Origin of the sequence: Streptomyces sp. NBRC 110028, assembly GCF_001417735.1 — a bacterium.
GTDB lineage: Bacteria > Actinomycetota > Actinomycetes > Streptomycetales > Streptomycetaceae > Streptomyces.
Window position 1 is genome coordinate 48,286 of the sequence record NZ_BBUZ01000026.1, and the last position, 25,611, is coordinate 73,896.

Sequence of the window (25,611 nt, forward strand, 5' to 3'; positions counted from 1 at the left end):
CGCACCCGTCCCATCTGCGAAGATATTTCCCTTAATACTATGACTCCTGGGCCTCCCCGGTCGTCAGTCGTGCCACGACCAGGGCGAGCAGGATGATCCCGCCGTAGATCGCCTGGATCCAGAAGGTCGACACTTGGGCGAGGGTGAGCAGGTTCTCCAGCATGCCCAGCAGCAAGGTGCCCAGCAGCGCGCCCAGCAGGGAGCCACGGCCGCCGCGCAGGCTGATGCCGCCGATCACCGCGGCCGCGAACACCGTGAAGATCAGGCCGCTGCCCTGGTTGGCGCCCACCGCGCCCACCCGCCCCGCGATGACCAGCCCCGCCACCCCCGCCAGCGCGCCGCCGGCCACCAGCACCGCCCAGCCCACCCGCGCGGTGCGGATGCCCGCCGCCCGGGCGGCCGGGGCGCTTCCGCCGATCGCGTACACCGCGCGGCCCAGCCGGTGGTAGCGCAGGCCGAACCCGGCCAGCGCGAAGCACAGCGCGGTCACCCACACCGAGACCGGCACCCCCAGCCACTCCCGCGAGCCGAGCACGAAGAACGCGTCGGGCGCGTTGAACAGCGTCCTGCCGGAGACCAGGCCGATCAGCACGCCGCGCAGCACGATGTTCATCGCCAGCGTCACGATGAACCCGTTGAGCCCCAGCCCCACGATCAGCGCCCCGTTGACCGCCCCGATGCCCGCTCCCGCCAGCGGGATGACCAGCAGTCCCACCCAGGTCGGCAGCTCGGTGCCGAAGCCCGCCGAGGCGGCCGGGATGACGACCAGGAAGCCCAGGGCCGGGGCCAGGCCCGCGATCGACTCCAGGGAGAGGTCCATCCTGCCGCTGATGAGGATCATCGCCTCGGCGAGCACCAGCAGCCCGAGCGCCGAGGACGCCCCCAGGATGTTCACCAGGTTGTCCCGGTCGAGGAAGCCGGGGTTGGCGACCGCGCCGATGACCAGCAGCAGGACCACCGCGGGCAGCAGCGCCAGATCGCGGATCCGGACCGGGAGGACGCGCCGGGCGCGGCCCGCCCGCGCAGGGGCGAGGTCATGCATGGGCGGCGCCGTCTCCAGGGGTGAGGTCATTCATGGCCGAGGGCGACCCCTTCGATCGAGGCGACGAGTTCCCGGTCGGTCCAGCCCGCCCGGTGTGTGACGGTCACGAAGCCGCCCACCATCACCAGCACCCGGTCGCACGCCCGCAGATCCTCCAGCCGGTCGGAGACGATCAGCACCGCGCGCCCCTCGGCCCGCGCCCGCAGCGCGGTCTCCAGCAGATCGCGCTGGGACCGCACGTCCACCCCCGCCGTCGGGTCGATCAGCACCAGCACCCGGGGGTCGGTGGCCAGCGCCCGGGCCATGACGACCTTCTGCTGATTGCCGCCGGACAGCGCGGTCACCGGCTGGGCCGGGCCGCGGGTGGTGATGCCGAGCCGCTCGATGGCGCGGCGGGCCACCGCGTCCCGGGCGGACGGCCGGATCAGCCCCCGGGGCCCGAGCCGGTCCCCGATCGGCAGCGTGATGTTGTCGGCCACCGACAGCTGGGGGATCAGCCCCTGCGTACGCCGGTCGCGCGGCACGCAGCCGACCCCGGCGGCCAGCGCGGCGGTGACGCTGCCCGTACGCAGCGGACGGCCGAAGATCTCGATCCGGCCGGCGGTCGGCCGGTGCAGCCCGGCCAGCGCCTCGCCGAGCTGATGGCTGCCCGAACCCGCGAGCCCGGCCAGCCCCACCACCTCACCGGCTCTGATGGTGAGGCCGACGTCGTGGAAGGAGGCGCCGCTGAGCCCCACGGCCCGCACCGCCGCCTCGCCCCCCGGGCCCGGCGGGGGCGGGGCGCCGGGCCGGGCGGGGGCGGCCGGTTCACCGGTCATCTCCTCGATCAGGGCCCGGGTGGGCAACTCCCCGACGGGCGCGGTGACGATCCGGCGGGCGTCCCGGAAGACGGTGACGGCCTGGCAGACCTCGTACACCTCGCGCAGATGGTGCGAGATGTACAGAAACGTGACCCCGGCGGCCTGGAGCCGCCGCATGTGCGCGAACAGCCGCGCCGTCGCCCGGCTGTCGAGCTGCGCCGTGGGCTCGTCCAGGATGACGAAGCGGGTGCCCAGCGAGAGCGCCCGCGCGATCTCCACCATCTTCGCGTCCTCGACGCTCAGATCCCCGGCCCGCGCGCCCTCGTGCACGGGGATGCCCCAGGCGTCCAGCAGCGCGCGGGCCCGGCGGCGGGTCCGCCGCCAGCTGATCACCGAGGTTCGGGGGAGGAGCGGCTGATGGGCCAGGAACAGGTTCTCCGCCACCGTCAGATCGTTGATGATCATGGACTGCTGGTAGACGCAGGCCACCCGGCGGCGCCAGGCCGCCCGGTCCGTGACGACGGGGGCGGGCTCCCCCTCGAACCACACCGTGCCCGCGTCCGGCCGCTCCAGCCCGGTGACCACCGCCACCAGCGTGGACTTTCCCGCGCCGTTGCGCCCCACCAGGGCGTGGGTCTCACCCGCCCGCACGGCGATCCCGGCCTCCCGCAGGGCCACCGTCGGCCCGTACCGCTTGGTGATCCCGCGCGCTTCGCACAGCGGTGGCCGTCCGGTGGTCATCCGCGATTGCCCCACAGCGCGGGGTCGTCCACATTGGCCCGGGTCACCAGCGGGGCCGGAAGCTGATCCTCCAGGATCCCTTTCCGCAGCTCGACGATCGTGCTGCCGTGATCGGTCCGCCCCTTCCGGAACGGCTTCCCGGCCATCGCCCGCTTGATGTACACCATCGCGTACCGGGCGTACAGATCCGTCGGCTGGGAGACGGTCGCGTCGATCCACCCCTTGCGGATCGCGTCCAGCTCCTGCGGGATGCCGTCGTTGGAGACGATCGCGATATGGCCCCGGTGGCCTGCCGGGTGCAGCGCCCCGTGGCGCTGCAGCGTACGCAGCGTGGGCGCCAGGTACACGCCCCCGGCCTGCAGATAGATGCCCTTGATGTCCGGATGCGCGCTGTACAGCGCCTTCAGCCCGGCCGCCGCCTTGTCCGCCTGCCACCCGGCGGCGATGCCGAGAACCCGGACGCGCGGGTAGCGGCGCCGCATGCACGCGTCGAACGCGGCGGTGCGGTCGCGCCCGTTGACCGACGCCAGATCACCCTCGATCTGCACCACCTTGCCGCTCCGTACGACCCGCCCCAGGCTGCGGCACGCCTTCTCGCCGTACGCACGGTTGTCGGCCCGCACCACGATCGCCACCTTGCCCCGCTCGGGCGCCACGTCGACGGCCACCACCGGGACGTGCCGGCGCTGTGCCGCGTTCAGCCCGGTGACGATGGCGGCGGAGTCGATGGGGGAGACGACCAGCCCGCCGATGTGCTGCGCCAGCAGACTGCGGATGTCGCTGACCTGCTGGCTCGCGTCGTTGTCGGAGTTCACCGTCGGCAGCACCCGGACGCCCGCCTTGGCCGCCTGCCGCGGGATGTCGCGGTCGTACGCCTCCCAGAACGGCGACGTCAGGAACGGCACCACCACCCCGACCCGCCGCCCGCCGCCGGACCCCTCGGAGCAGCCCGCGGCGGCCGGGCCGCAGCCCAGCACGAGGACCGCGGCGGCGGTGGCGAGGCGGTGGCGCGTCGTGCGCATCGTGCTCCCGGCTCCAGGTCACGGAACGGCTGTGGCGACCATAAGGCCCCCCGCCCGCCGTCCCCCCGGGCCACGCCGCCGGTGTCCCCGGCAGGGGGCACCCCGATACCCCCGGCGGCGGGGAGGGGCCTCGGTGGCGAATCGTGGCGCTAGCGCCACGCGCTGCCGTCGGGGTAGGCGTAGGTCCGCAGGGCCTCGGGGCGCAGGGTCGCGCTGAAGCCGGGGGTGGTGGGGGCACGGTAGCGGCCGTCGGTGACGATCGCCGGGTCGAGGAAGTGCTCGTGCAAATGGGCGGAGTATTCGACGGCCCGGTCCCGGCGGGTGCCCGAGACCGCCACGTAGTCGAACATGGCCAGGTGCCGGACCAGTTCGCACAGCCCGGCGCCGCCCGCGTGCGGCCACACCGGAACCCCGAACTCGGCGGCCAGCAGCAGGATCGCGAGGTTTTCGTTGACCCCGCCGACCCGGCAGGCGTCCAGTTGCAGCACATCGAGCGCACCCGCTTGCAGCAGCTGCTTGAAGACGACCCGGTTCGCCGTGTGCTCGCCCGCCGCGACCTTCACGGGTGCGACGGCGCGACGGATCGCGGCCAGCCCGATGATCTCGTCCGGGCTGGTCGGCTCCTCGATCCAGTACGGGTCGAACCGGGCCAGCGCCCGGGTGCGCTCGACCGCCTCGCCGACCTCCCAGCGCTGGTTGGCGTCGAGCGCCAGCCGGATGTCCGGGCCGATGGTCTCGCGGGCGATCCGGCAGCGCCGGATGTCCACGGCGGGGTCGGCGCCGACCTTGAGCTTGATCTGGGGGAAGCCGTCGGCGACGGCCGCCCGCGCGGTCCGGGCGAGCCGGTCGTCGTCGTAGCCGAGCCAGCCGCAGGAGGTGAGGTACGCCGGGTAGCCCTCGGCCCGCAGGCGGGCCTCGCGCCCGGCCCTGCCGGGGGCGGCGCGGCGCAGGATGCGCAGGGCGGCGTCGGGGGTGAGGGCGTCGGTGAGGTAGCGGAAGTCGGCCAGCGCGACCAGTTCTTCCGGGGTCAGGTCGGCCAGCAGCTTCCACAGCGGTTTCCCGGCGCGCTTGGCGGTGAGGTCCCACAGGGCGTTCATCACCGCCGCGACGGCCATGTGGGTGACGCCCTTCTCGGGGCCCAGCCAGCGCAGCTGGCCGTCGTCGACGAGGGCACGGTAGAGGCCGGCCAGGCCACCGGGCAGGCCGGGCAGTTCGGCGCCGACCAGCCGGGGGCGCAGCGCGTCGATCGCCGCGACCTCGACCTCGGTGCCGCGGCCGATGGTGGCGCAGAAACCGTGGCCCTCCAGGCCGTCCCCGGCGTCGGTGCGGACGACGACGTACGCGGCCGAGTAGTCCGGGTCGGGGTGGGTGGCGTCCGAGCCGTGGAGCCGGCGCGAGGTGGGGAAGCGGATGTCATGGGTGTCGAGTGCCGTGATCCGTGTCCTCGTCGTCCTCGGCACAGCGCGTCGTACGGTCGTCATCGGGCGTCACACCCCGTCCCTTCGCCCCCTTGAGTCGCAGTCTCCGGCCTGGAGGGCGAAAAGTCCATATACCTATAAAGCGGGCAATATCTGGCCGAAATCGTTCGCCGGACGGCCGGATCATTCGCCGCATCAGAAGTCTTGACAACGCTTTGGCGTACGGCTCAGGATCCTCGAGTGAACTTGTCAGACAGCCAGACAGGCCCTGAGTTTCCTCGTCGGATGAGTGCCATGGAGGCGGTGCTCAGCCACCTCCGGGGCGCCATCGAGCGCGGCGACTACGCGGTGGGGGACAAACTCCCCTCCGAGGCCGAGCTGTGCCGTCGCCTGGAGGTGAGCAGGCCGGTGCTCCGCGAGGCGCTGCGGGCTCTGCAGACCATGGGGCTCACCGCCTCGCGCACCGGCAAGGGCACCTTCGTCATCTCCAGCGGTCCGGTGGAGGACCCCACCTTCGGGGACTACGCCGCGAGCGACCTGCTGGAGGTGCGGCGGCATATCGAGATCCCCGTCGCGGGGTACGCGGCACTGCGCCGTTCCGCCGAGGATCTCGATCACCTCACCCATCTGCTGGACCGGATGGAGCGGGAGACCGACACCACCGCCTGGGTGGCGATGGACACCACGTTCCATCTCGCCGTCGCCCAGGCGGCGCGGAACCCGGTCTTCCGCAGGGTGATCGAGGAGATCCGTGACGCCCTGGCACGGCAGTCGGCATTTCTCAACGAACTCGGCGGCCGCCGGGAGCAGTCCAACGCAGAACACCGGGCGATCGTCGAGGCGCTCGCCGACGGGTCCGAACCCGACGCGGTGGCGGCGATGACCCACCACCTCGAACGGGTCGAGACCACCCTGACCTCCATCGTGCGCCCCGCTTCGGCGGACGGCGTGTGATACGTACTCACGGAAGGCGGACAGCAGGCGTGAGCGAGCAGTCCCTCCGGCAGGAAGAACGCCACGACCAAGGGCCCGATCAGCCCCAGCATGTCGATGCCGGCGACGCCGGCTACAGCAAGTCCCTCAAGGCCCGGCATGTCAACATGATCGCCATCGGCGGTGCCATCGGCACCGGGCTCTTTCTCGGCGCGGGAGGGCGCCTGAGGGACGCCGGGCCCTCACTGGCCCTGGCGTACGCGATCTGCGGTCTCTTCGCCTTCCTGGTGGTGCGGGCCCTCGGCGAACTGGTGCTGCACCGGCCCTCCTCGGGGTCGTTCGTCTCCTACGCCCGGGAGTTCCTCGGCGAGAAGGGCGCCTACATCGCGGGCTGGATGTACTTCCTCAACTGGTCCACCACCGGCATCGCCGACATCACCGCCGTCGCGACCTACACCCACTACTGGGGCATGTTCACCGACATCCCGCAGTGGGTGATCGCGCTGGTCGCGCTCGCCGTCGTGCTGACGGTGAACCTCATCTCCGTGAAGATATTCGGTGAGCTGGAGTTCTGGTTCGCCATCATCAAGGTCAGCGCGCTCGTCGTGTTCATGGTGATCGGCGTCTACCTGCTGGTCAGCCGCCAGCCGGTGGACGGTCACACCACCGGCCCCAGCCTGATCACCGACCACGGCGGCGTGTTCCCGCACGGTGCGCTGCCCATGCTGCTGATCATCCAGGGCGTCGTCTTCGCCTACGCCTCCGTCGAACTCGTCGGCGTCACCGCGGGCGAGACCCTGGAGCCCGAGAAGGTCATGCCGAAGGCGATCAACTCCATCATGTGGCGCGTCGCCGTCTTCTACGTCGGCTCCGTGGTGCTGCTGTCCATGCTGATGCCCTCCGGCGCCTACTCCGGCGACCAGAGCCCGTTCGTGACCGTGCTCTCCAAGCTCGGCGTGCCCGCGGCCGGCGACGTGATGAACCTCGTCGTCCTCACCGCCGCGATGTCCAGCCTCAACTCCGGGCTGTACTCCACCGGCCGGATCCTGCGCTCGATGGCCATGGCCGGCTCCGCGCCCAAGTTCACCGGGGCGATGAGCCGCACCCAGGTGCCCTACGGAGGAATCCTCCTCACCTGCGGCATTTGTGTGCTGGGCGTCGGCCTCAACTACGTCGTGCCCAGCGAGGCGTTCGAGATCGTGCTCAACTTCGCGGCGCTCGGCATCCTCTCCACCTGGGCGATCATCATGATCTGTCATCTGGTCTTCTGGCGCCGCACCCAGGCCGGCCACCTCACCCGGCCCGGCTACCGCCTCCCCGGCTCGCCGTACACCGAAATCGTCACCCTCGGCTTCCTCGCCTCCGTCCTGGTCCTGATGTGGGCCGACGGTGGTCCCAGCCGGCTCACCGTCATGGCGCTTCCGCTGATCGTGCTGGCGCTGGTCATCGGCTGGTTCGGCGTCAGGCGCCGGGTGGACGCCACTCGTGCCGAGGCGGCGTCGGCCGAACGGTAGAGGCGCCCGGCCGGGCCGACCGAGCGGTAGACCGGCCCGGCCGGCCCGGACCCCATCCGAACCAGGCGGATGAACCACCCTGTGAACCACCCCGACGACCGGAGCACCACCACCATGAACACCACCACCGGGCAGCACACCGACGACGCTCGCCACACCCCGGCCGAGCCCCCCGTCATCCGCGAACCCCGCCATGTGCCGCTCGCCCATGTCGTACGCGCTGGTGTGATCGAGAGCGTGCACCATGGGTCGGCGGTCGTCCTGGCCGCGGATGGACGGGTCGGGTTCCAGGCCGGCGACATCGACGCCGCGTTCTACCCGCGGTCCGCGCTCAAGCCCGTGCAGGCCGTCGCGCTGCTGCGTGCCGGCCTGCCGCTGGACGGCGAACTGCTCTCGCTCACCGCCGCGAGCCACTCCGGCCAGGACGACCACCTGGCCGGGGCCCGGCGCATCCTTGAGATGGCGGACCTCACCGAGGACGACCTGCGCAACACCCCCGACCTGCCGTACGGCTCCGCGATGCGCGAGCGGTGGCTGCGGGCCGGCCACCGGCCCTCCCGGCTGGCGCAGAACTGCTCCGGCAAGCACGCCGCGATGCTGTACACCGCGAAGCTGCGCGGCTGGTCCCTGGAGGACTACCTCGACCCGGCCCACCCGCTCCAGCGGGTGATCGCCGAAACCGTGGAGGACCTGACCGGACAGCGCGTCGCGCGGGTCACCGTCGACGGCTGCGGCGCGCCGCTGTTCTCCGTCTCCCCGCTCGGCCTCGCCCGCGCCGCCGCCGCGATCGCCTCGGCCGCCCCGGACACCCCCGAGGGCCGGGTCGCGGACGCCATGCGCACCCACCCCGAGATGGCGTCCGGCGACGACCGGGACGTCGCCCGGCTGATGCGCACGGTGCCCGGGCTGCTCGCCAAGGACGGCTTCGAAGGTGTGCAGATGGCCGGGCTGTCCGACGGCCGGGCCTTGGTGGTCAAGATCGCCGACGGCGCCGACCGCGCCCGGATGCCGGTCACCGCGGCCGCCCTCGCCCACTGCGGCATCGACCCCGGCGTCCTCACCGAATTCGCCACCACCCCGGTCCACGGCGGCGGCATCACGGTCGGCTGCCTGCACGTCACCGAAGCCCTCGCCCGGCCCGCCGCCTGACCCGCCCGCCCACCGTGACCCAAGGAACCTCGCACAGCCATGACCGCTGACTCCGGCACCCGCCGCGAACACGACCTGCTCGGCGACCGCGACGTACCCGCCGACGCGTACTGGGGCGTCCACACCCTGCGCGCGTCCGAGAACTTCCCCATCACCGGCACCTCCATCGCCGCCTACCCGCACCTCATCAACGCCCTGGCCGCCGTCAAGGAGGCGGCGGCCCGCGCGAACGAGGACCTGGGCCTGCTCTCCTCGCTCAAGGCCGACGCCATCGCCGCGGCCTGCCAGGAGATACGCCGCGGCCGGCTGCACGACCAGTTCATCGTCGACGTGATCCAGGGCGGCGCCGGGACCTCGACGAACATGAACGCCAACGAGGTGATCGCCAACCGGGCCCTGGAGATCCTCGGCCACGCCAAGGGCGACTACGGCCACCTGCACCCGAACGAGGACGTCAACCTCAGCCAGTCCACCAACGACGTCTACCCGACCGCCGTCAACGTCTCCACGATCATCGCCGTCCGTGAGCTGCACACGGCCATGGAGACGCTGCGCCTGGCGTTCGCCGCCAAGGCCGAGGAGTTCGGCGACATCCTGAAGATGGGTCGCACGCAGCTCCAGGACGCGGTGCCGATGACGCTGGGCCAGGAGTTCTCGGCGTACGCGGTGATGCTGGAGGAGGACCAGAGCCGGCTGCTGGAGGCCTCCGGCCTGGTGCACGAGATCAACCTCGGCGCGACCGCGATCGGCACCGGCCTCAACGCGCCGAAGGGCTACGCCGAGGCCGCCCGCGGCCACCTGGAGAAGATCACCGGACTGCCGCTGGTCACCGCGGCCAACCTGGTCGAGGCCACCCAGGACTGCGGCGCGTTCGTCCACCTGTCCGGGGTCCTCAAGCGCATCGCCGTCAAGCTCTCCAAGAGCTGCAACGACCTGCGGCTGCTCTCCTCCGGCCCGCGCGCCGGGCTCAACGAGATCAACCTGCCGCCGGTGCAGGCCGGTTCCAGCATCATGCCCGGCAAGGTCAACCCGGTCATCCCCGAGGTCGTCAACCAGGTGGCCTTCGAGGTGATCGGCAACGACGTGGCCATCACCATGGCCGCCGAGGCCGGACAGCTCCAGCTGAACGCCTTCGAACCGATCATCCTGCACTCCCTCTCGGAGAGCATCACCCATCTGCGCGCCGCCTGCCTGGTGCTGGCCGACCGGTGCGTCGCGGGCATCACCGCCAACGCCGAGAACCTGCGCGCCACCGTGGAGAACTCCATCGGCCTGGTCACCGCCCTCAATCCGTACATCGGCTACAGCGCGGCCACCAGCATCGCCAAGGAGGCCCTGGCCACCGGCCGCGGCGTCGCCGAACTCGTCCTGGAGAAGGGGCTGCTGCCCGCCGAACGCCTCGCCGAGGTGCTGAGCCCGGAGGAGGTCGCGGGCCGCGGCTGAGGGGGACTCACCCACGCAGCCGGGCGACCGCGGGGGCCACGCTGAACGGCAGGAGACCCTGCCCGCTCTCCGGCCTCCGCACCTCGACGCGGATCCGGTCCGCGAACCGGTAGGGGCGGTGCGCGAGCACCGCCCCGAGCCGTCCGCGCAGCCGGGACATCGCCGCCCGCACGGTGACCGTCCGCGTCGGGTCGCCGAACAGATCGTGGGCGAGCTGCGCCGCCGTGCGCCCCTCGGGGTGGGCGGCGAGCACCAGCAGCAGTTCGGCGTGGCGGGCGCTGAGCGGTTGCGTCCAGGTGCCGGAGGGGCCCGAGAAGGTCAGCGACCAGTGGTGCGGATGCGTGACGTCCAGCACCAGGTGGCCGGATCCGGCGGGCGCCGCCGGGGCGCCGTCCTCGCCGTCGAGTACCCGCAGCAGATGGCCGCCGGGCAGCGGCTCCACCGCGCAGGTGCCGAGCGAGGACAGCCAGACCGGCCCGTACGGTGCCTCCCGCGCCGCTTTCGGCAGCGGCAGCCGGTGGTCCCGCGGGCTGAACCCGGTCACGGCGGCGACCCAGCCGTGCCGGTCCACCACGGCGGCCTTGCCCGGGGTGCGGGCGAGGACGGGCGCGGCGAGGGCGCGCAGCGCGTCCAGTTCGCGACTGTGAGCCAGCCGCAGTTCGCCCTCGGCCCACCGGGCGGTGGCCGTGACCAGGGAGAGCACGGTGGGATGGGCGGTGGGGGCGGGCCCGCTGATGTCGATGACGCCGAGCAGCTGCCCGTCCCGGGGGTCGTGCAGCGGCGCGGCGGCGCAGCTCCAGGTGTGGAAGGCGCTGACGAAGTGTTCCGCGGAGTGCACCCGCACGGGCGCCCGGACGGCGAGCGCGGTGCCGATGCCGCTGGTCCCGGCGGTCTCCTCGGCCCAGTGCGCGCCTTCGGTGAGGGCGATGCCCTCCGCGTGCCGACGGACGCCGCGGTGGCCGTCGATCCAGAGCACCCGGCCGTCGGCATCCGCGATGATCATGATGTGGCCGGCCGCCTCCGCCGCCTCCAGCAGCCCGCTGTGCAGGGTGGGCAGCACCTCGGCCAGCCGGGTCGCCCGCCGGCGCCGCTCCAGTTCGTCCAGGCTGAGCAGCCCCCGGTCCTGGCCGCGGTCCGGGTCCAGACCGAGCCGCAGCATCCGGTCCCAGGACTGGCCGATCACCGGGCGTGCGGGCAGCGGGAGCCTGCCGCGGCTCAGCGCGGCCTCCCGCATCACCGCCATCAGCCGGGCCGATTCGGCGGGGCTCAGCGCGGCCAGTGAGTCGCCGGAACGCGTGGCTTCGGTTCGCATGCAATGCGGCCTTTCGTTCCGCCGCGGGGCCCGCCACGCCGGCGGGCAGCGGCGTCCGCCTGACGCCGCATGCCATGGTGCGGCCTCACGTCCGTGCTGAAGGGGGCTTCCCGCCGCCGATTGTAGTGAAGCCGGGCGTCCCGCACGCCACCCGAGGCGTGGGGGACCGGATCAGCGGTCGGCTGGGGACAGGGACTGCTCCGCCCAGATCGTCTTGCCGGTGCCGGTCTGCCGGGTGCCCCAGCTCTGCGTCAGCTGAGCCACCAGCAGCAGCCCACGGCCGCCCTCGTCGAAGGTGCGGGCCCGGCGCAGATGGGGGGCGGTGCCACTGCCGTCGGACACCTCGCAGATCAGCGTGCGGTCGTGGATCAGCCGCAGCTGGATGGGGGCCTTGGCGTGCCGGATGGCGTTCGTGATCAGCTCGCTGACCACCAGCTCGGTGGTGAACACGGCCTCGTCCAGACCCCACGCCTCCAGCTGCGCGGAGGCGTCCCGGCGGGCCCGCGCCACCACGGAGGGGTCGGCCGGCAGGTCCCAGGTGGCCACGTGGTCGGCGTCCAGGGCGCGGGTGCGGGCGACCAGCAGCGCCACGTCGTCCGCCGGGCGGCCGGGCAGCATCTTGCTGAGCACGATGTCACAGGTGGCTTCCAGCGACTCGGTGGGCTGGGCCAGTGCGGAGCGCAGCGTGTCCAGCGCCCGGTCGACGTCCTGGTCGCGGGACTCGATCAGACCGTCGGTGTACAGCGCGAGCAGACTGCCCTCCGCCAGCTCCACCTCCACCGTCTCGAACGGCAGACTGCCAAGGCCCAGGGGCGGGCCGCCGGGCAGGTCGAGCAGGTCGACCGAGCCGTCGGGGGCCACCACCGCGGGCGGCGGATGCCCCGCCCGGGCGATCGAACAGACCCGGGAGACCGGGTCGTACGCCGTGTACAGGCAGGTGGCGCCGATGCCCCCGCTGGTGGCCCCCGCGCCCGCCGGGCCCTGGGCGCTCTCCGCCTCCGCCGACAGATGGTTGACCATGTCGTCCAGGTGGGTCAGCAGCTCATCGGGGGCCAGGTCGACATCGGCGAGGGTACGGACCGCCGTGCGCAGCCGTCCCATGGTCGCCGACGCCTGCACCCCGTGGCCGACCACATCGCCCACCACCAGCGCGACCCGCGCCCCGGACAGCGGGATCACATCGAACCAGTCGCCGCCCACCCCGGCCTGCGGGCCCGCGGGCAGATAGCGGGAGGCGACCTCGACGGCCGCGCTCCGCGGCAGGATCCGCGGCAGCAGGCTGCGCTGCAGGGTCAGCGCGGTGTTCCGCTCCCGGGTGTAGCGGCGGGCGTTGTCGATGCAGACCGCCGCCCGGGCCGTCATCTCCTCGGCGAGCAGCAGATCGTCCTCCTCGAACGGCTCGGGGCGCCGGTGCCGGGAGAACGTCGCCACGCCGAGGGTCGTGCCGCGGGCGCGCAGCGGGATGGCCATCGTGGAGTGGAAGCCGAACCGGTGGATCGACGCGGCCCGGTCCGGGGCCTGTGCCGCCCACCGGGACACCGCCGGGTCCGTCACCCGGTTCAGCAGCCCCCGCTCCAGCTTCAGGCATTCGGCGGCGGGGGAGAAGTCGGGGTACGCGGCCACCTTCCCCACCTCCACCACGGCCTCCGGGGTGCCCGCGAAGACCGACCGGGCGGCGACCCGCCGCAGCATGACATGGCCGCTGAGGGGGCCCGGACGCGGTTCGCTGCCGCCGTGCACCGAGGGCAGCAGATCGAGGGTGACGAAGTCCGCCAGCTCCGGGACCGCCACATCGGCCAGCTCCTGCGCGGTCCGGTCGATGTCCAGGGTGGAGCCGATCCGGACGCTCGCCTCGTTGAGCAGCAGCAGCCGCTTGCGGGTGGTGTGCTGCGGGGTCCGGTCGTGCGCGGACAGCATCACGGCCGCCACCCGGCCCTCGCCGTCCCGCAGCGGGGCCAGTGAGGTCGACCAGGCGACCGGACGGTCGTGCCCGGGCATCCGCAGGAACAGCTCGATGTGCTGCTCCTCGCCGGTCTCCAGCACTCGGAGCATCCGCTCCTCGGTCTCCTCCGCCTCGGGCCCGGGGGTGATCTCCGGCACCCGCAGTCCGCGGATCTCCTCCTGGGTGAGGCCCAGCACCCGCTCCATGTCCTGGTTCGCCCACCGCAGCCGCAGCCCGGTGTCGTACACCGCCATCGTGCACGGTCCCTGGGCGAAGCAGTGCTTCAGCAACTCCTCGTCCGCCAGCGGCCGTTCCGGCCGGGGCAGTGGGGAGACGACGAGCCATTCGGTGGCCCCGCCGGGCGCGGTGACGCGGTGTGCCAGCAGCCCGGCCGTCACCCGGGAGCCGTCGCGGCTCAGCAGCGCCACCCGGCCGCGGAACCGGTCGGGCGGATTCAGGGTGCGCAGGGTTTCGGCCACCGACCGCGGATTCGCCTCGCCGGCGAGCAGACCGGCCGTCGACCTGCCCACGATCTCCTCGGGCCGGTATCCGAGAAGCCTTTCGGCCCCCTCGTTCCACTGGGTGACGATGCCGTGCTCGTCGACAGTGGCCCTGGCTGTGGACGCCTCGTCGATGAGGTCGTCCGACCGGACGGGCTGCTCGTGCGGCGGCGGGTCCGGTCGCGTCATGTGGTCATCTCACCTTGCCCTCGGACTTCCGCCACGAGCAGATGCGGCCTCCACCGCCGCGACCCTGGCGGGGAGTGAACCCATTTGGTCGCGCATTCAAGTATGCCATCGGTGGCCGAATATCGGCATACGCGGAGCGGGATCGACGATAACGCTCCGCAGCCGTCCGCCACCGCAGCCGTCCGCCCCTTTGATGGGCCGACCGGCTGACGCCGACCGGCCGGGGCGCGGCCCAGGATCGACCGAGGGGGAGTGAGCGGGGCGAAGAGAGGAACTGGAGGGAGGGAGAGAACGGACGAAAGGCGAGACACCGCATGAGCAGGGCAGCGAGCAACGGAGCCGACGACACGGCCCACCACGGCGACGGAACGGGACCGCGCCCGGGCGCCACCTCCCACGGACACCCCCACAGCTCGCACTGGGGCGCCTTCGAGGCCGCCCTGCGCCCGGACGGCGGCCTCGACGTCACCCCCGACCCCCGCGACCCCCACCCCGCCGCGCTGCTGCGCAACGTGCCCGCCGCGCTGGGCCCCCGCGACCGGGTGCTCACCCCCTACGTACGCCGCGGCTGGCTGGAACACGGACCCGGCGCCGACCCGGCCCGCGGCACCGACGGCCATGTGCCCGTCCCCTGGGACGAGGCGATCCCGCTGCTGGCCCGCGAATTCGACCGGGTCCGCACCACCCACGGAAACCGGGCCATCTTCGGCGGGTCGTACGGCTGGGGCAGCGCGGGCCGCTTCCACCACGCGCAGAGCCAGATCCACCGGTTCCTCAACTGCCTCGGCGGCTACACCCGCTCCGTCAACTCCTACAGCCTCGGCGCCGCCCACCCCCTGCTGCGCCATGTGGTGGGCGACGACGCCCCGATCAGCAAGCCCACTCCGCTGTCCGTGCTGGCCGAACACACCGGCCTCTTCCTCTGCTTCGGCGGGATGCCGGCCAAGAACACACAGGTCAACGCGGGCGGCATCAGCCGCCACCGGGCCGCGGGGCTGCTGCGCGCGGCCCGCGACCGGGGCGCCCGCTTCGTCCTGGTGAGTCCCTTGCGCGACGACCTCGCCGCCGAACTGGACGCCGAGTGGCTGGCCCCCGTCCCCGGCACCGACACCGCGCTGATGCTGGCGCTGTGCCATGTGCTGATCGAGGAGGGCCGGTACGACGCGGACTTCTGCCGCCGCCACTGCGAGGGCTTCGGCACCTTCGCCGGTCACGTCCTCGGCCGGGACGGCTCCGCCGCCAAGACCCCGCACTGGGCCGAGGAGATCTGCGGCATTCCCGCCGCCCGGACCGCCGCCCTCGCACGCGAGCTGACCGAACACCGCACCATGATCTCCCTCAGCTGGTCGCTCCAGCGCGCCCACCGCGGCGAGCAGCCGCTGTGGGCGGGCATCGCGCTGGCCTGCCTGATCGGCCAGATCGGGCTGCCCGGCGGCGGTTTCGGCCACGGCTACGGCGCCACCGGCGGCACCGGCGCCGGGACGCTCCCGTACAAGCTGCCCACCCTGGACCAGGGCACCAACCCGGTCCCCGACTTCATCCCCGTCGCCCGGATCGCCGATCTGCTGCTGCACCCGGGCGAGGAGTTCGAGTACGACGGCGGGCGCCACACCTATCCCGACATCCGGCTCGTCCACTGGGCCGGCGGCAACCCCTTCCACCACCACCAGGACCTCGGCCGCCTGCGCCGGGCCTTCGCCCGCCCCGACACGGTCGTGGTCCACGAGCCGCACTGGACGGCCACCGCCCGCCACGCCGACTTCGTGCTGCCCGCCACCACCACCCTGGAGCGCGACGACATCGGCGGCGCCAAACAGGACACCGCGCTCATCGCCATGCACCGCGTCGCCGACCCGGTGGGCGAGGCCCGCGACGACTACCGGATCCTCGGCGACCTGGCCACCGAACTCGGCATCGGCCACGCCTTCACCCAGGGCCGCGACGCGCGTGACTGGCTGGAACACCTCTACGAGAGCTGGCGCCGGGGCCTGCCGCCGGAGTACGCGCCAGAGGAGGACTTCAAGACCTTCTGGAGCGCGGGCCGCGTCCGGCTGCGCGCCCTGCGCGAGGAGCGCACCCTGTACGCGGCGTTCCGCGCCGACCCCGACGGCGCGGCGCTGCCCACGCCGAGCGGCCGCATCGAGCTGTACTCGGCCACCATCGCCTCCTACGGCTACGACGACTGCCCCGGCCACCCCGCGTGGCTGCCGCCGGAGCCAGGGGACGCCGATGGCGCCGACGACCCGGTCGCGTACCCCCTGTACCTGATCGCCAACAACCCGCCCACCCGGCTGCACAGCCAGCTCGACCAGGGCGAACTCAGCGCCTCCTCCAAGGTCCGCGGCCGCGAACCGGCCCGGATGCACCCCGTTGACGCCGCCGCGCGCGGCGTACGCGACGGCGACGTGGTGCGGATCCGCAGCACCGTGGGCAGCTGCCTGGCGGGCGCCGTGCTCAGCGACGCGGTGCGGCCCGGCGTGGTCCAGCTCTCCACCGGAGCCTGGTTCGACCCCTCGGCCCCCGAGGTGGCCACCTGCGTCCACGGCAACCCCAACGCGCTGACCCGCGACATCGGCACCTCCCGGCTCGCCCAGGGCTGCACCGGCCAGCTCGGCCGGGTCGAGGTCGAACGCCACGACGGGCCGCTGCCCGCCGTCCGTGTCCACGACCTGTCCCATTGAGCGGGCATCGGGCGGAACGCGGGAGGGCACGTCGGAGCACGGGGGGCCGAAGTTCCCGGAGGGCGTCGAGCCGGCCACCGTCCTGTCCCGGCACCTGGACGCCGGTGACCGCGACCGGGAGAAATAATGTGCCAAGCGGCGCGATCGCTCCTCAGCCCGCCGCGTCGACGACCAGGCCCGTGCCGTCCGGCGCCGGTTCCGGCTCGTACGCATGTGGCAGATCGCGCCGCCGCCGCATCGGTCCCAGCGCCAGGATCAGCCAGCAGGACGCCACCAGCCCGGTCATGATCCACATGGTGGGACGGAGTCCGAGCGTGTCGCCGAGGAGCCCGCCGAGCAGCGAACCGAGCGGGATGGTGCTGTGGTTGAGCATCATCGTCGTCGCGACCACCCGGCCCAGCAGCTCGGGCGGGCAGTAGCGCTGCCGGAAGCTGCCCAGCACCACGCCGCACACCGCGACGCCCGTCCCCACCATGAACCAGCCGACCGCGAAGAGCAGCAGCCCGGCGCCGGGCGCGGCCAGCGGCATCAGCAGGGCGAACGGGCTGGTGACCGCCTGGAGGACGAGCATGCCGCGGGCGGATCCCAAGCGGCGGCCGATGGCGGTGGCGAGCAGGGCGCCGAGGATGCCGCCGAGGCTGCCGGACATGATCAGGACACCGACCGTCGCCTCGGACACCCCCACCGTGCGCACGAGGAACACGATCTGCACCGCCTGATATCCCATCAGCGCCATGTTGAGCACGGCCCCGTAGGTGACCATCGGCCGCAGATACGGGTCATGGCGGACGAAGCGCAGCCCCTCGCCGATCCGGCGGCGCAGCGTGGCCGCCTCGTCGGGGGCCGGCGGGGCCGGTTCCCGGACCCGGATCATCCGCAGGCACACCGCCGAGACCATGAAGGTCAGGGCGTCGATCAGCAGTCCGGTGACGGAGCCGAAGGCCTGGGCGATCAGCCCGGCGGTGCCGCTGCCGACCATGCGCGTACCGGCCTCGCTGCTCTGGAGTTTGGCGTTTCCCTCCAGCAGATCGCGCTCGTCCAGCACCGCGGGCATGTACGCGTGGGACGCGGTCTTGAAGAACACCGCCGACACCCCGCACATCACCGCCACCGCGAGCAGCTGGGGCAGCGTCAGCACATCGCACCAGGCCGCCACCGGGACACTCACATACAGCGCCGCCGACACCAGATCGCAGGCGATCAGCAGCGGCCGCCGCCGGACCCGGTCCACCCAGGCCCCCGCCGGGAGCCCGATCACCAGCCACGGCAGCCATACCGCGGCGGTGAGCAGGCCGACGGCGAACGGGCCGGCCCGCAGCTCCACCACCGCGACCAGGGGCAGCGCCACCGTGGTGATGCCGGCGCCCAGCCCGCTGGTGGTCTCGCCCAGCCAGAGCAGCCGGAAGTCCCGTTGCCTCAGCACCCCGGGGCGCCGTCCCGTCCCCGGGGAATCGCTCGTGGTCTCCATGCCCTCTTGATACGGGTCCGGGCAGGGTCCGTCACCTCATTTGATCGAGGCGGTACGGGCCCAACTGCCGTGCCCTGCCCGCCGGAAGAGCGCGAACCCGGCGGTGGCCACCAGGAGATACGCGGGCACCAGCAGCACCGCGTCCGGTGTCGTCGCCTCCACGGGCCAGCCCGTGTGGCGCCCGTCGCCGTCCAGCGCGATCCGGTTGACGGTCAGAAACGTCAGATGGGTGCCGATGGCGGCCCACAGGGGTGCCTGCCGCACCGCTGTCCTCGCCGCGACCAGCGTCAGCCCGAAGACGGTCAGCAGGATCAGGTAGTCCACCGGGTGCTGCCCGTCCGGTGCCCAGCCGACCGGCCCCGGCTCGCCGCCGAGGAGCCGTACGGTCCCGGCCTCCGCCACCGTGGAGGCGCCGGGCACCAGCAGGAAGACACCCGTTGTGCCGAGCGCCGCCACCGCACCGCCGAACCGCTGCCGCAGCGAGGACCAGGTGTGGCCGCGCAGCGTCGTCTCCTCCGGCAGCGCCTCCAGCAGCAGCGCCACCACCGCGTTGGAGACGAGGAAGCGGGCGAGGCCGAGGGGGCCGGCCGCGGACCAGCGCAGCATGCCCGCCGCCGTCCCCGCCCCCAGCACCAGGGCGGCCGCCCCGGCCGTCACCCCCGCCCCGGTCAGGAATGCCCGCGCGCTCGCCCGCGCCCCGCCGAACCCCAGCGACGTCAGGGGCTGCCCCGCCCGCCGCGTCAGCAGCCACACCACGGGTACGGCCACACCGCTCACCAGCGCGGCCGGTACCAGCCGCCCCGCGAAACCGCCCACCTGGGCCGTCGCGCCCACCCCGGTTCCCACTCCCAGGGCCACGGCCATCACCAGCCCGCCGAGGAGCGCCCGGCCGAGGGCGCGGGCGGCCGAGGGGACGGGCGGGGCGGGGTGGAGCCGGGGCATACGGGGATCCTCAAGCGCTGCGTCGGGCCGTGGACGATGTCCCCGCCATCCTCATGTCCCACGGCGCCCCGTACCTCGTGATCGATGATGAAAGGCCGGTACATCCTTCGATGTATAAAGCGGCCGCGCACGCACCCCTTTTGTGAGGCGCCGATCCCCCGGGCGGACGACCCCGCGTTGTTACGTCTGTATGAAGCCGAGGGGGGCGATGCGTGACGTCTGTCGATGGCCGGGGTCTGGTGGGGCACCTAGATTCCACTGAACCGCAACCCGCCCCACACCCGCCTTCACCGGGCTTCGGTCCTGCTCGGGGCCCCTTTTCGTGTCACCGATCGGGGACACGGCTCACCACCGGTGACGCCTTCCGCGCGCCCCCACAGGGGTGCGTCCGCGCGCGCCGGCTCCCGCCGTCATGAAAGACGAGGAACGATCATGAGCGCCCAGAAGCCGATCACCACGGACGCCCGCGCCCCCGGGGGCGCTAAGTCGCCACCGGGCGAGGCCCCGCCCGGCGCCACCGGATCCGGCTCCGGTGGGGGCGAGGGCCTGCAGGCCGGGCTGAAGAACCGCCATCTGTCGATGATCGCCATCGGCGGGGTCATCGGGGCCGGGCTGTTCGTCGGCTCCGGCGCGGGAATCGCCGCGGCGGGGCCCGCCATTCTGCTCTCGTACGCGCTGGTGGGCGCGCTGGTCGTGTTGGTGATGCGGATGCTCGGCGAGATGGCCGCCGCCGATCCGGTCTCCGGCTCGTTCTCGTCGTACGCGGACCGGGCGCTCGGCCGCTGGGCGGGGTTCACGATCGGCTGGCTGTACTGGTTCTTCTGGGTCGTGGTGCTGGCGGTGGAGGCCACCGCGGGGGCGGCCATCCTCACCGGGTGGGTGCCCGCGGTGCCGCAGTGGGCGTGGGCGCTCATCGTGATGGTGGTGCTGACGGCGACCAATCTGTTCTCGGTGGGCTCCTACGGGGAGTTCGAGTTCTGGTTCGCGGGCATCAAGGTGGTCGCGATCGCCGTGTTCATCGTGGTCGGCGGGCTGGCGGTGTTCGGTCTGCTGCCGGGCGGCTCCGGCGGCGCGGTCGGCACCGCGAATCTGACCGGGCACGGCGGCTTCCTGCCGAACGGCCCCGGTGCGGTGCTCACCGGGGTGCTGATGGTCGTGTTCTCCTTCATGGGCAGTGAGATCGTCACCCTCGCCGCGGCGGAGTCCGCCGATCCGCGCAAGGCGGTCGCCCGCGCCACCAACAGCGTGATCTGGCGGATCGCGGTCTTCTACCTCGGTTCGATCGCCATCGTGGTGACCCTGCTGCCGTGGAATTCCCCTGAGGTGAAGAAGAGCCCGTATGTGGCCGTGCTGGACCACATCGGCATCGCCCACGCCGGTCAGCTGATGGACGTGATCGTGCTGACCGCCGTGCTCTCCTGTCTCAACTCCGGTCTGTACACGGCCTCCCGGATGGCGTTCTCGCTCGGCGGGCGCGGGGACGCGCCGAAGAGCTTCAGCCGCACCACCGGGCGCGGTGTACCGGCCACGGCGATCCTCGCCTCGGTCGTCTTCGGATTCGTCGCGGTGTTCTTCAACTACGCCTACCCCGACACCGTGTTCCAGTTCCTGCTGAACTCCTCGGGCGCGGTGGCGCTCTTCGTCTGGCTGGTGATCTGTTTCTCCCAGCTGCGGATGCGCCGGGCCCTGGAGCGTGAGTCCCCGGAGCGGCTGACGGTGAAGATGTGGGCGTACCCGTATCTGACCTGGGTCACCATCGGCATGATCGTTTTCGTGGTGGGCTACATGTTCACCGATCCGGACGGCCGTCAGCAGATGGTTCTGTCGCTGTTCGCCGCGGCCCTCGTGCTCGGTGTCGCCCTGGTGCGCGAGGTGCGGCGCAAGCGGACCGGAAGGGATCTGGCGCGGCGGTAAAAGACCATGTGCGCGCATCATGGGCGGAGTAGCTCATTCCGCCCATGATGCGGCCATGGAAGTAAAACTGACGCGTCGTCACTTTCTGGGGCTGGCGGCCTTGCGGACGGCCGCCGCCCTCGGAGTCACCCGAATCGGCCTCACCCCGGCGGCCGCCGCCGAGAGCGCCGACTACGCCCCCGCCCTCGTCATCGGATCCGGCTACGGCGCGGCGGTCGCCGCGCTGCGGCTGGGTGAGGCGGGCATCCGCACCCTCGTCATCGAGATGGGCCGGCTTTGGGAGGCGCCCGGCCCCGACGGGACGGTGTTCTGCTCGATGACCGCCCCCGACCAGCGCTCCATGTGGTTCAAGCGCAGGACCGAGGCGCCACTGTCCACGTTCCTGTGGCTGGACGTCATCAACAAGGACATCACCCCCTACCCCGGTGTCCTGGACCGGATCCGGCACCCGAACATGTCCGTCTACGTCGGCCGCGGGGTCGGCGGCGGATCGCTGGTCAACGGCGGTATCGCGGTCACCCCGCCCCGCGCGTACTTCCAGGAGATCCTGCCGGGCGTCGACGCGGACGCCATGTACGGCACGTACTTCCCGCGCGCCAACCGCATGCTCGGCACCTCCCCCGTCCCCACCGACTGGTTCGAGACCACCGAGTGGTACCAGTACACCCGGGTGGCCCGGGCCCAGGCGGCCGCGGCGGGGCTGAGGACCGTCTTCGTGCCCAGCGTCTACGACTTCGACCACATGCGGCGCGAGGCCGCCGGGACCGCCGCCAGGTCCGCGCTCGCCCAGGAGGTCATCTACGGCAACAATCACGGCAAACGCAGCCTCGACAAGACCTATCTCGCGGCCGCCCTCGGCACCGGGAACGTCACCATCGACACGCTCAGCCGCGCCCGGGCGGTGCGGCGGGCCGCCGACGGCACATACGTCGTCACCGTCGACCGCCTCGACACCACCGGCGCGGTCACCGCGACGGACGAGATCGGCTGCCGCTCCCTCTTCCTCGGCGCGGGCAGCCTCGGGACGACCGAACTCCTGCTGCGCGCCCGCGAGACCGGCGCGCTGCCGGGGCTGAACGCGGAGGTCGGCCGGGGCTGGGGCGGCAACGGCAACGTCATGCTGGGCCGCGCCAACCACATCTGGAACCCCACCGGGGCCCATCAGTCCACGATCCCGGTGATGGCCGTCGACGACTGGTCCAACGCCGCCAACCCGGTGTTCGCCGAGATCGCCCCGCTGCCGGCCGGCACCGAGACCTGGGCCAGCCTCTACCTGGCGATCACCAAGAACCCCGAGCGCGGCACCTTCACCTACGACGCCGCCAAGGACGCCGCCGTCCTGAACTGGACCGCCGGCCAGAGCGCCCCGGGCATCGCCGCCGCGAAGTCCCTCTTCGACCGGGTCAACGCGGCCAACGCCACCATCTACCGCTACGACCTCTTCGGCGACACCCGCGCCTTCGCCGCCGACTTCTGCTACCACCCGCTGGGCGGCTGCGTGCTGGGCCGCGCCACGGACGCGTACGGCCGGGTCGCCGGCTACCAGCGGCTCTATGTGACCGACGGATCCCTCATCCCGGGCTCCCTCGGCGTCAACCCCTTCGTGACGATCACGGCCCTGGCGGAGCGCACCATGGCCCGCGTCATCGCCGAGGACAACGTGGGCCGCTAGTGCCGCGTCAGCCAAGGTTCGCCCCGCTCGCCGCCCTGGCACGGCCATCTGCGGCGTTGCCGAATCGACCGAGTAGGCCCACTACGAGGCCGATCCGGCGCCTTGCAGCTGACCGCACCAGGACGCCTCGCTACCGGGCAAACCCTGACTGACGCGGCACTAGCACCGGACACCACACGAACGCCGGGACGCCCCGTACCGCGCCCCGGCGCATCACCTCATCCGCCCGGCGTCAGGTGCTCAGCAGGGAGTCGTCCTGGACGCGAGCGCCGGGGAGCCGGTGGCGGGCGGCGATCAGGGCGGTGTCCACATCCCGGGTCCCGGTGGCGACGCACAGGGTGTAGGCGACGTCGTCCATGCGCTGCCGCACCTCCGGGCTGCCCACGTCGGCGTGCAGAGCGTGCAGGGTCTCGTAACTCTCGACGAGATTGCGCAACACGGCGGGGTGGGCCATCAGCATGGGGGCTCTCCTCGGGTGATGAGACTGCCGGAGATCGGCTGGTCGGGAATCCGTGTACCCGACACACGGGTCCCCATGCGCGGGAATCGCCGGGCCGCCGCGGGCTCAGGTCTCCGCGGGCGTGGCGGGCCTCCCGTCGGTGGCGGGCGCGGCCGCCTCGGCGGCGGCCGGACGCTGCCCGGGGAGGAAGGCGGCGAGGACGAAGGCGAGGAGCGCTGCCCCGGCGCCGACGGCCATGACCACCCGGAAGCCGTTCTGGGCGGGGAGGGCGACGGAGCCGAGCGTGATGGTCATCTCGGCCAGGACGACGCCCGCCACCGCGCTGGAGACCGAGGTGCCGATGGACCGCATCAGGGTGTTGAGGCTGTTGGCCGCGGCCGTCTCCGACACCGGCACGGCCGCCATGACGAGCGCGGGCATGGCGCCGTAGGCGAGCCCGACCCCGGCGCCGATGATGCCGGAGACGAGGACGAGGTGCCAGAGGGCGGACATCAGCGCGATGTTGAGCCCGTAGCCCGCGGCTCCCCTTCAAGCACGACGGGTCGGTCTACGGCGTCTACGAACTGCCCGTGGCCTGGTGATCCGCCCCGGCCCGGGACATGCTGGAGCCTCCCGGCGGCGCGGCTTCGACCGCGTGGATCACGCCGCCGGGAGGAGCTGTGGGGCGCCGGGCGATACCGCCCGGGGGTCACCCGAGGGCGGTGCGGACCGCCGTGGGTGCGTGCTCGGGGCTGGTGGCCAGCTCCTCGAACTCGTTGACGTTGTCGAGTTCGGTGCCCATGGACACGTTGGTGACGCGCTCCAGGATGATCTCGACGACGACCGGGACCCGGAATTCGGCCATCAGCTTCTTGGCCTCCTCCAGGGCGGGCGCGATGCGGTCGGGTTCGAAGACCCGGATGGCCTTGCAGCCGAGCCCTTCGGCCACCTTGACGTGGTCGACGCCGTAGCCGCCGACCTCGGGGGCGTTGACGTTGTCGAAGGAGAGCTGGACGCAGTAGTCCATGTCGAAACCGCGCTGGGCCTGTCGGATCAGCCCCAGGTAGGCGTTGTTGACCACGACGTGCAGGTAGGGGATCTGGAACTGGGCCCCGACGGCGAGTTCTTCGATCATGAACTGGAAGTCGTAGTCGCCGGAGAGGGCGACCACGGAGGCGTCCGGGTCGGCGGTGGCCACGCCCAGCGCCGCCGGGACGGTCCAGCCCAGCGGCCCGGCCTGACCGGCGTTGATCCAGTGCCGGGGGCGGTAGACGTGCAGCATCTGCGCGGCCTGGATCTGGGAGAGGCCGATCGTGGAGACATAGCGGGTGTCCGGCCCGAACGCCCGGTTCATCTCCTCGTAGACCCGCTGCGGCTTGACCGGCACCTGATCGAAGTGGGTCTTGCGCAGCATCGAGCCCTTGCGCCGGCGGCAGCTGTCGGCCCAGTCGGCGCGGTCCGCGAGACGGCCGGCCGCCTTGAGTTCGTGTGCGGCCTCGACGAACAGCTCCAGCGCGGCCCGGGCGTCGGAGACAATGCCGTAGTCGGGCGCGAACACCCGCCCGATCTGGGTGGGCTCGATGTCGACGTGGACGAAGGTCCGGCCCTGGGTGTAGGTGTCGACGCCGCCGGTGTGGCGGTTGGCCCAGCGGTTGCCGATGCCGAGGACGAAGTCCGACTCCAGCAGGGTGGCGTTGCCGTAGCGGTGCGAGGTCTGCAGGCCGACCATGCCCGCCATCAGCGGGTGGTCGTCCGGGATGGAGCCCCAGCCCATCAGCGTGGGCACCACCGGCACCCCGGTCAGCTCGGCGAACTCCACCAGCAGGTCGGACGCGTCGGCGTTGAAGATGCCGCCGCCCGCGACCAGCAGCGGCCGCTCGGCCGCCTGGAGCAGGCCCATCGCCTTGTCGATCTGGGCCCGGGTCGCCGCGGGCTTGTGGACCGGCAGCGGCTCATAGGTGTCCGGGTCGAACTCGATCTCGGCCATCTGGACGTCGATGGGCAGGTCGATCAGGACCGGTCCGGGGCGGCCGGACCGCATCAGGTGGAACGCCTGCTGGAAGGCGCCCGGCACCTGGGCGGGCTCCAGCACGGTCATGGCCATCTTGGTCAGCGGCCTCGCGATCGAGGCGATGTCGACCGCCTGGAAGTCCTCCTTGTGCAGCTTGGCCACCGCCGCCTGGCCGGTGATGCACAGGATCGGGATCGAATCGGCGCTCGCCGAGTACAGGCCGGTGATCATGTCGGTGCCCGCGGGGCCGCTGGTGCCCACACAGACCCCGATGTTCCCCGCCTCCGCCCGGGTGTAGCCCTCGGCCATGTGCGAGGCGCCCTCGACATGCCGGGCCAGGACGTGGGTGAGGCCGCCGTTGCTGCGCATCGCGGCATAGAAGGGGTTGATCGCCGCGCCGGGGAGACCGAAGACGTGAGTGGTGCCCTCACGCTTCAGGATCTCCACCGCCGCCTGAGCCGCTGTCATACGCGCCATGG

General features: G+C 72.5%; 17 protein-coding genes and 1 pseudogene. 7 read left to right on the forward strand and 11 right to left on the reverse strand.

Annotated elements, in window-relative coordinates:
• Nucleotides 1-37: 37 nt before the first annotated feature.
• The 4 genes from ASC60_RS15605 to ASC60_RS15620 all read right to left on the reverse strand — a co-directional run bounded on the left by ASC60_RS15605 (nucleotide 38) and on the right by ASC60_RS15620 (nucleotide 5,086).
• A complete protein-coding gene (locus tag ASC60_RS15605) occupies nucleotides 38-1,042 on the reverse strand; it encodes an ABC transporter permease (RefSeq protein WP_055551244.1) in 1,005 nt (334 codons plus the stop codon).
• 26 nt (nucleotides 1,043-1,068) lie between these two features.
• Complete coding sequence (locus ASC60_RS15610) at nucleotides 1,069-2,583, reverse strand: sugar ABC transporter ATP-binding protein (RefSeq protein WP_055551245.1); 1,515 nt, start codon at nucleotides 2,581-2,583, stop codon at nucleotides 1,069-1,071.
• Nucleotides 2,580-3,605, reverse strand: coding sequence for a sugar ABC transporter substrate-binding protein (locus ASC60_RS15615; RefSeq protein ID WP_055551247.1), 1,026 nt, complete (start codon nucleotides 3,603-3,605; stop codon nucleotides 2,580-2,582). The genes ASC60_RS15610 and ASC60_RS15615 overlap by 4 nt, the downstream gene beginning before the upstream one ends.
• A gap of 149 nt (nucleotides 3,606-3,754) precedes the next feature.
• Nucleotides 3,755-5,086, reverse strand: a complete 1,332-nt coding sequence (locus ASC60_RS15620; RefSeq protein ID WP_055551251.1) for an enolase C-terminal domain-like protein — start codon at nucleotides 5,084-5,086, stop codon at nucleotides 3,755-3,757.
• Between the two features lie 177 nt (nucleotides 5,087-5,263).
• Between ASC60_RS15620 and ASC60_RS15625 the strand changes: the two genes are divergently transcribed.
• The 4 genes from ASC60_RS15625 to aspA all read left to right on the forward strand — a co-directional run bounded on the left by ASC60_RS15625 (nucleotide 5,264) and on the right by aspA (nucleotide 10,062).
• Nucleotides 5,264-5,977 carry a FadR/GntR family transcriptional regulator gene (locus ASC60_RS15625; RefSeq protein ID WP_079038428.1) on the forward strand — a complete coding sequence of 238 codons (714 nt, stop codon included), beginning with the start codon at nucleotides 5,264-5,266 and terminating at the stop codon, nucleotides 5,975-5,977.
• Between the two features lie 29 nt (nucleotides 5,978-6,006).
• Nucleotides 6,007-7,470: an amino acid permease gene (locus ASC60_RS15630; RefSeq protein ID WP_055551255.1), complete on the forward strand. Its 1,464-nt coding sequence runs from the start codon at nucleotides 6,007-6,009 to the stop codon at nucleotides 7,468-7,470.
• Nucleotides 7,471-7,584: 114 nt separating this feature from the next.
• Nucleotides 7,585-8,619: an asparaginase gene (locus ASC60_RS15635; RefSeq protein ID WP_055551803.1), complete on the forward strand. Its 1,035-nt coding sequence runs from the start codon at nucleotides 7,585-7,587 to the stop codon at nucleotides 8,617-8,619.
• A gap of 39 nt (nucleotides 8,620-8,658) precedes the next feature.
• Nucleotides 8,659-10,062, forward strand: coding sequence for an aspartate ammonia-lyase (gene aspA, locus ASC60_RS15640; RefSeq protein WP_055551257.1), 1,404 nt, complete (start codon nucleotides 8,659-8,661; stop codon nucleotides 10,060-10,062).
• Between the two features lie 7 nt (nucleotides 10,063-10,069).
• Here the strand turns inward: aspA and ASC60_RS15645 are convergent, their stop codons facing one another.
• Both ASC60_RS15645 and ASC60_RS15650 read right to left on the reverse strand, forming a co-directional pair.
• Nucleotides 10,070-11,374, reverse strand: a complete 1,305-nt coding sequence (locus ASC60_RS15645) for a GAF domain-containing protein (RefSeq protein WP_055551259.1) — start codon at nucleotides 11,372-11,374, stop codon at nucleotides 10,070-10,072.
• A gap of 171 nt (nucleotides 11,375-11,545) precedes the next feature.
• On the reverse strand, nucleotides 11,546-14,005 hold the full coding sequence (locus ASC60_RS15650; RefSeq protein ID WP_055551261.1) for a SpoIIE family protein phosphatase: 2,460 nt from the start codon (nucleotides 14,003-14,005) through the stop codon (nucleotides 11,546-11,548).
• A 314-nt stretch (nucleotides 14,006-14,319) separates the two neighbouring features.
• On the opposite strand from ASC60_RS15650, the gene ASC60_RS15655 reads away from it, so the two are divergent.
• Entirely contained in the window at nucleotides 14,320-16,686 is a 2,367-nt protein-coding gene (locus ASC60_RS15655) for a molybdopterin-dependent oxidoreductase (RefSeq protein WP_079038429.1), read from the forward strand.
• A 151-nt stretch (nucleotides 16,687-16,837) separates the two neighbouring features.
• Here ASC60_RS15655 and ASC60_RS15660 read toward each other — a convergent pair whose 3' ends face one another.
• Together ASC60_RS15660 and ASC60_RS15665 are read right to left on the reverse strand one after the other, a co-directional pair.
• A complete protein-coding gene (locus ASC60_RS15660; protein WP_055551263.1) occupies nucleotides 16,838-18,154 on the reverse strand; it encodes an MFS transporter in 1,317 nt (438 codons plus the stop codon).
• A gap of 36 nt (nucleotides 18,155-18,190) precedes the next feature.
• The gene (locus ASC60_RS15665; RefSeq protein ID WP_055551265.1) at nucleotides 18,191-19,096 is read right to left on the reverse strand and encodes a type II CAAX prenyl endopeptidase Rce1 family protein; all 906 of its coding nucleotides are present in this window, start codon (nucleotides 19,094-19,096) and stop codon (nucleotides 18,191-18,193) included.
• Between the two features lie 432 nt (nucleotides 19,097-19,528).
• Here ASC60_RS15665 and ASC60_RS15670 point away from each other — a divergent pair, with 432 nt between their 5' ends.
• Both ASC60_RS15670 and ASC60_RS15675 read left to right on the forward strand, forming a co-directional pair.
• Nucleotides 19,529-21,010, forward strand: coding sequence for an amino acid permease (locus ASC60_RS15670; protein WP_107097086.1), 1,482 nt, complete (start codon nucleotides 19,529-19,531; stop codon nucleotides 21,008-21,010).
• A 55-nt stretch (nucleotides 21,011-21,065) separates the two neighbouring features.
• On the forward strand, nucleotides 21,066-22,682 hold the full coding sequence (locus ASC60_RS15675; RefSeq protein WP_055551267.1) for a GMC oxidoreductase: 1,617 nt from the start codon (nucleotides 21,066-21,068) through the stop codon (nucleotides 22,680-22,682).
• A 232-nt stretch (nucleotides 22,683-22,914) separates the two neighbouring features.
• Here ASC60_RS15675 and ASC60_RS15680 read toward each other — a convergent pair whose 3' ends face one another.
• The 3 genes and pseudogenes from ASC60_RS15680 to gcl all read right to left on the reverse strand — a co-directional run bounded on the left by ASC60_RS15680 (nucleotide 22,915) and on the right by gcl (nucleotide 25,609).
• Entirely contained in the window at nucleotides 22,915-23,142 is a 228-nt protein-coding gene (locus ASC60_RS15680; protein WP_055551269.1) for a DUF5133 domain-containing protein, read from the reverse strand.
• Nucleotides 23,143-23,247: 105 nt separating this feature from the next.
• A pseudogene (locus tag ASC60_RS15685) lies at nucleotides 23,248-23,664 on the reverse strand (MFS transporter); the annotation flags it as partial.
• A gap of 166 nt (nucleotides 23,665-23,830) precedes the next feature.
• Nucleotides 23,831-25,609 (reverse strand): glyoxylate carboligase, encoded by a 1,779-nt coding sequence (gcl, locus tag ASC60_RS15690; RefSeq protein ID WP_055551273.1) that lies wholly within the window; start codon nucleotides 25,607-25,609, stop codon nucleotides 23,831-23,833.
• Between the last annotated feature and the right edge of the window lie 2 nt (nucleotides 25,610-25,611).

What these genes read in the sequence shown, in the direction of transcription:
- aspA (WP_055551257.1), top strand. Translation starts at nt 8,659, where the DNA reads ATGACCGCTGACTCCGGCACCCGCCGCGAACACGACCTGCTCGGCGAC.
- gcl (WP_055551273.1), bottom strand. Translation starts at nt 25,609, where the DNA reads ATGGCGCGTATGACAGCGGCTCAGGCGGCGGTGGAGATCCTGAAGCGT.
- ASC60_RS15620 (WP_055551251.1), bottom strand. Translation starts at nt 5,086, where the DNA reads ATGACGACCGTACGACGCGCTGTGCCGAGGACGACGAGGACACGGATC.
- ASC60_RS15650 (WP_055551261.1), bottom strand. Translation starts at nt 14,005, where the DNA reads ATGACGCGACCGGACCCGCCGCCGCACGAGCAGCCCGTCCGGTCGGAC.
- ASC60_RS15645 (WP_055551259.1), bottom strand. Translation starts at nt 11,374, where the DNA reads ATGCGAACCGAAGCCACGCGTTCCGGCGACTCACTGGCCGCGCTGAGC.
- ASC60_RS15615 (WP_055551247.1), bottom strand. Translation starts at nt 3,605, where the DNA reads ATGCGCACGACGCGCCACCGCCTCGCCACCGCCGCCGCGGTCCTCGTG.
- ASC60_RS15670 (WP_107097086.1), top strand. Translation starts at nt 19,529, where the DNA reads ATGAGCGCCCAGAAGCCGATCACCACGGACGCCCGCGCCCCCGGGGGC.
- ASC60_RS15655 (WP_079038429.1), top strand. Translation starts at nt 14,320, where the DNA reads ATGAGCAGGGCAGCGAGCAACGGAGCCGACGACACGGCCCACCACGGC.
- ASC60_RS15675 (WP_055551267.1), top strand. Translation starts at nt 21,066, where the DNA reads ATGGAAGTAAAACTGACGCGTCGTCACTTTCTGGGGCTGGCGGCCTTG.
- ASC60_RS15605 (WP_055551244.1), bottom strand. Translation starts at nt 1,042, where the DNA reads ATGCATGACCTCGCCCCTGCGCGGGCGGGCCGCGCCCGGCGCGTCCTC.
- ASC60_RS15665 (WP_055551265.1), bottom strand. Translation starts at nt 19,096, where the DNA reads ATGCCCCGGCTCCACCCCGCCCCGCCCGTCCCCTCGGCCGCCCGCGCC.
- ASC60_RS15660 (WP_055551263.1), bottom strand. Translation starts at nt 18,154, where the DNA reads ATGGAGACCACGAGCGATTCCCCGGGGACGGGACGGCGCCCCGGGGTG.
- ASC60_RS15635 (WP_055551803.1), top strand. Translation starts at nt 7,585, where the DNA reads ATGAACACCACCACCGGGCAGCACACCGACGACGCTCGCCACACCCCG.
- ASC60_RS15610 (WP_055551245.1), bottom strand. Translation starts at nt 2,583, where the DNA reads ATGACCACCGGACGGCCACCGCTGTGCGAAGCGCGCGGGATCACCAAG.
- ASC60_RS15680 (WP_055551269.1), bottom strand. Translation starts at nt 23,142, where the DNA reads ATGCTGATGGCCCACCCCGCCGTGTTGCGCAATCTCGTCGAGAGTTAC.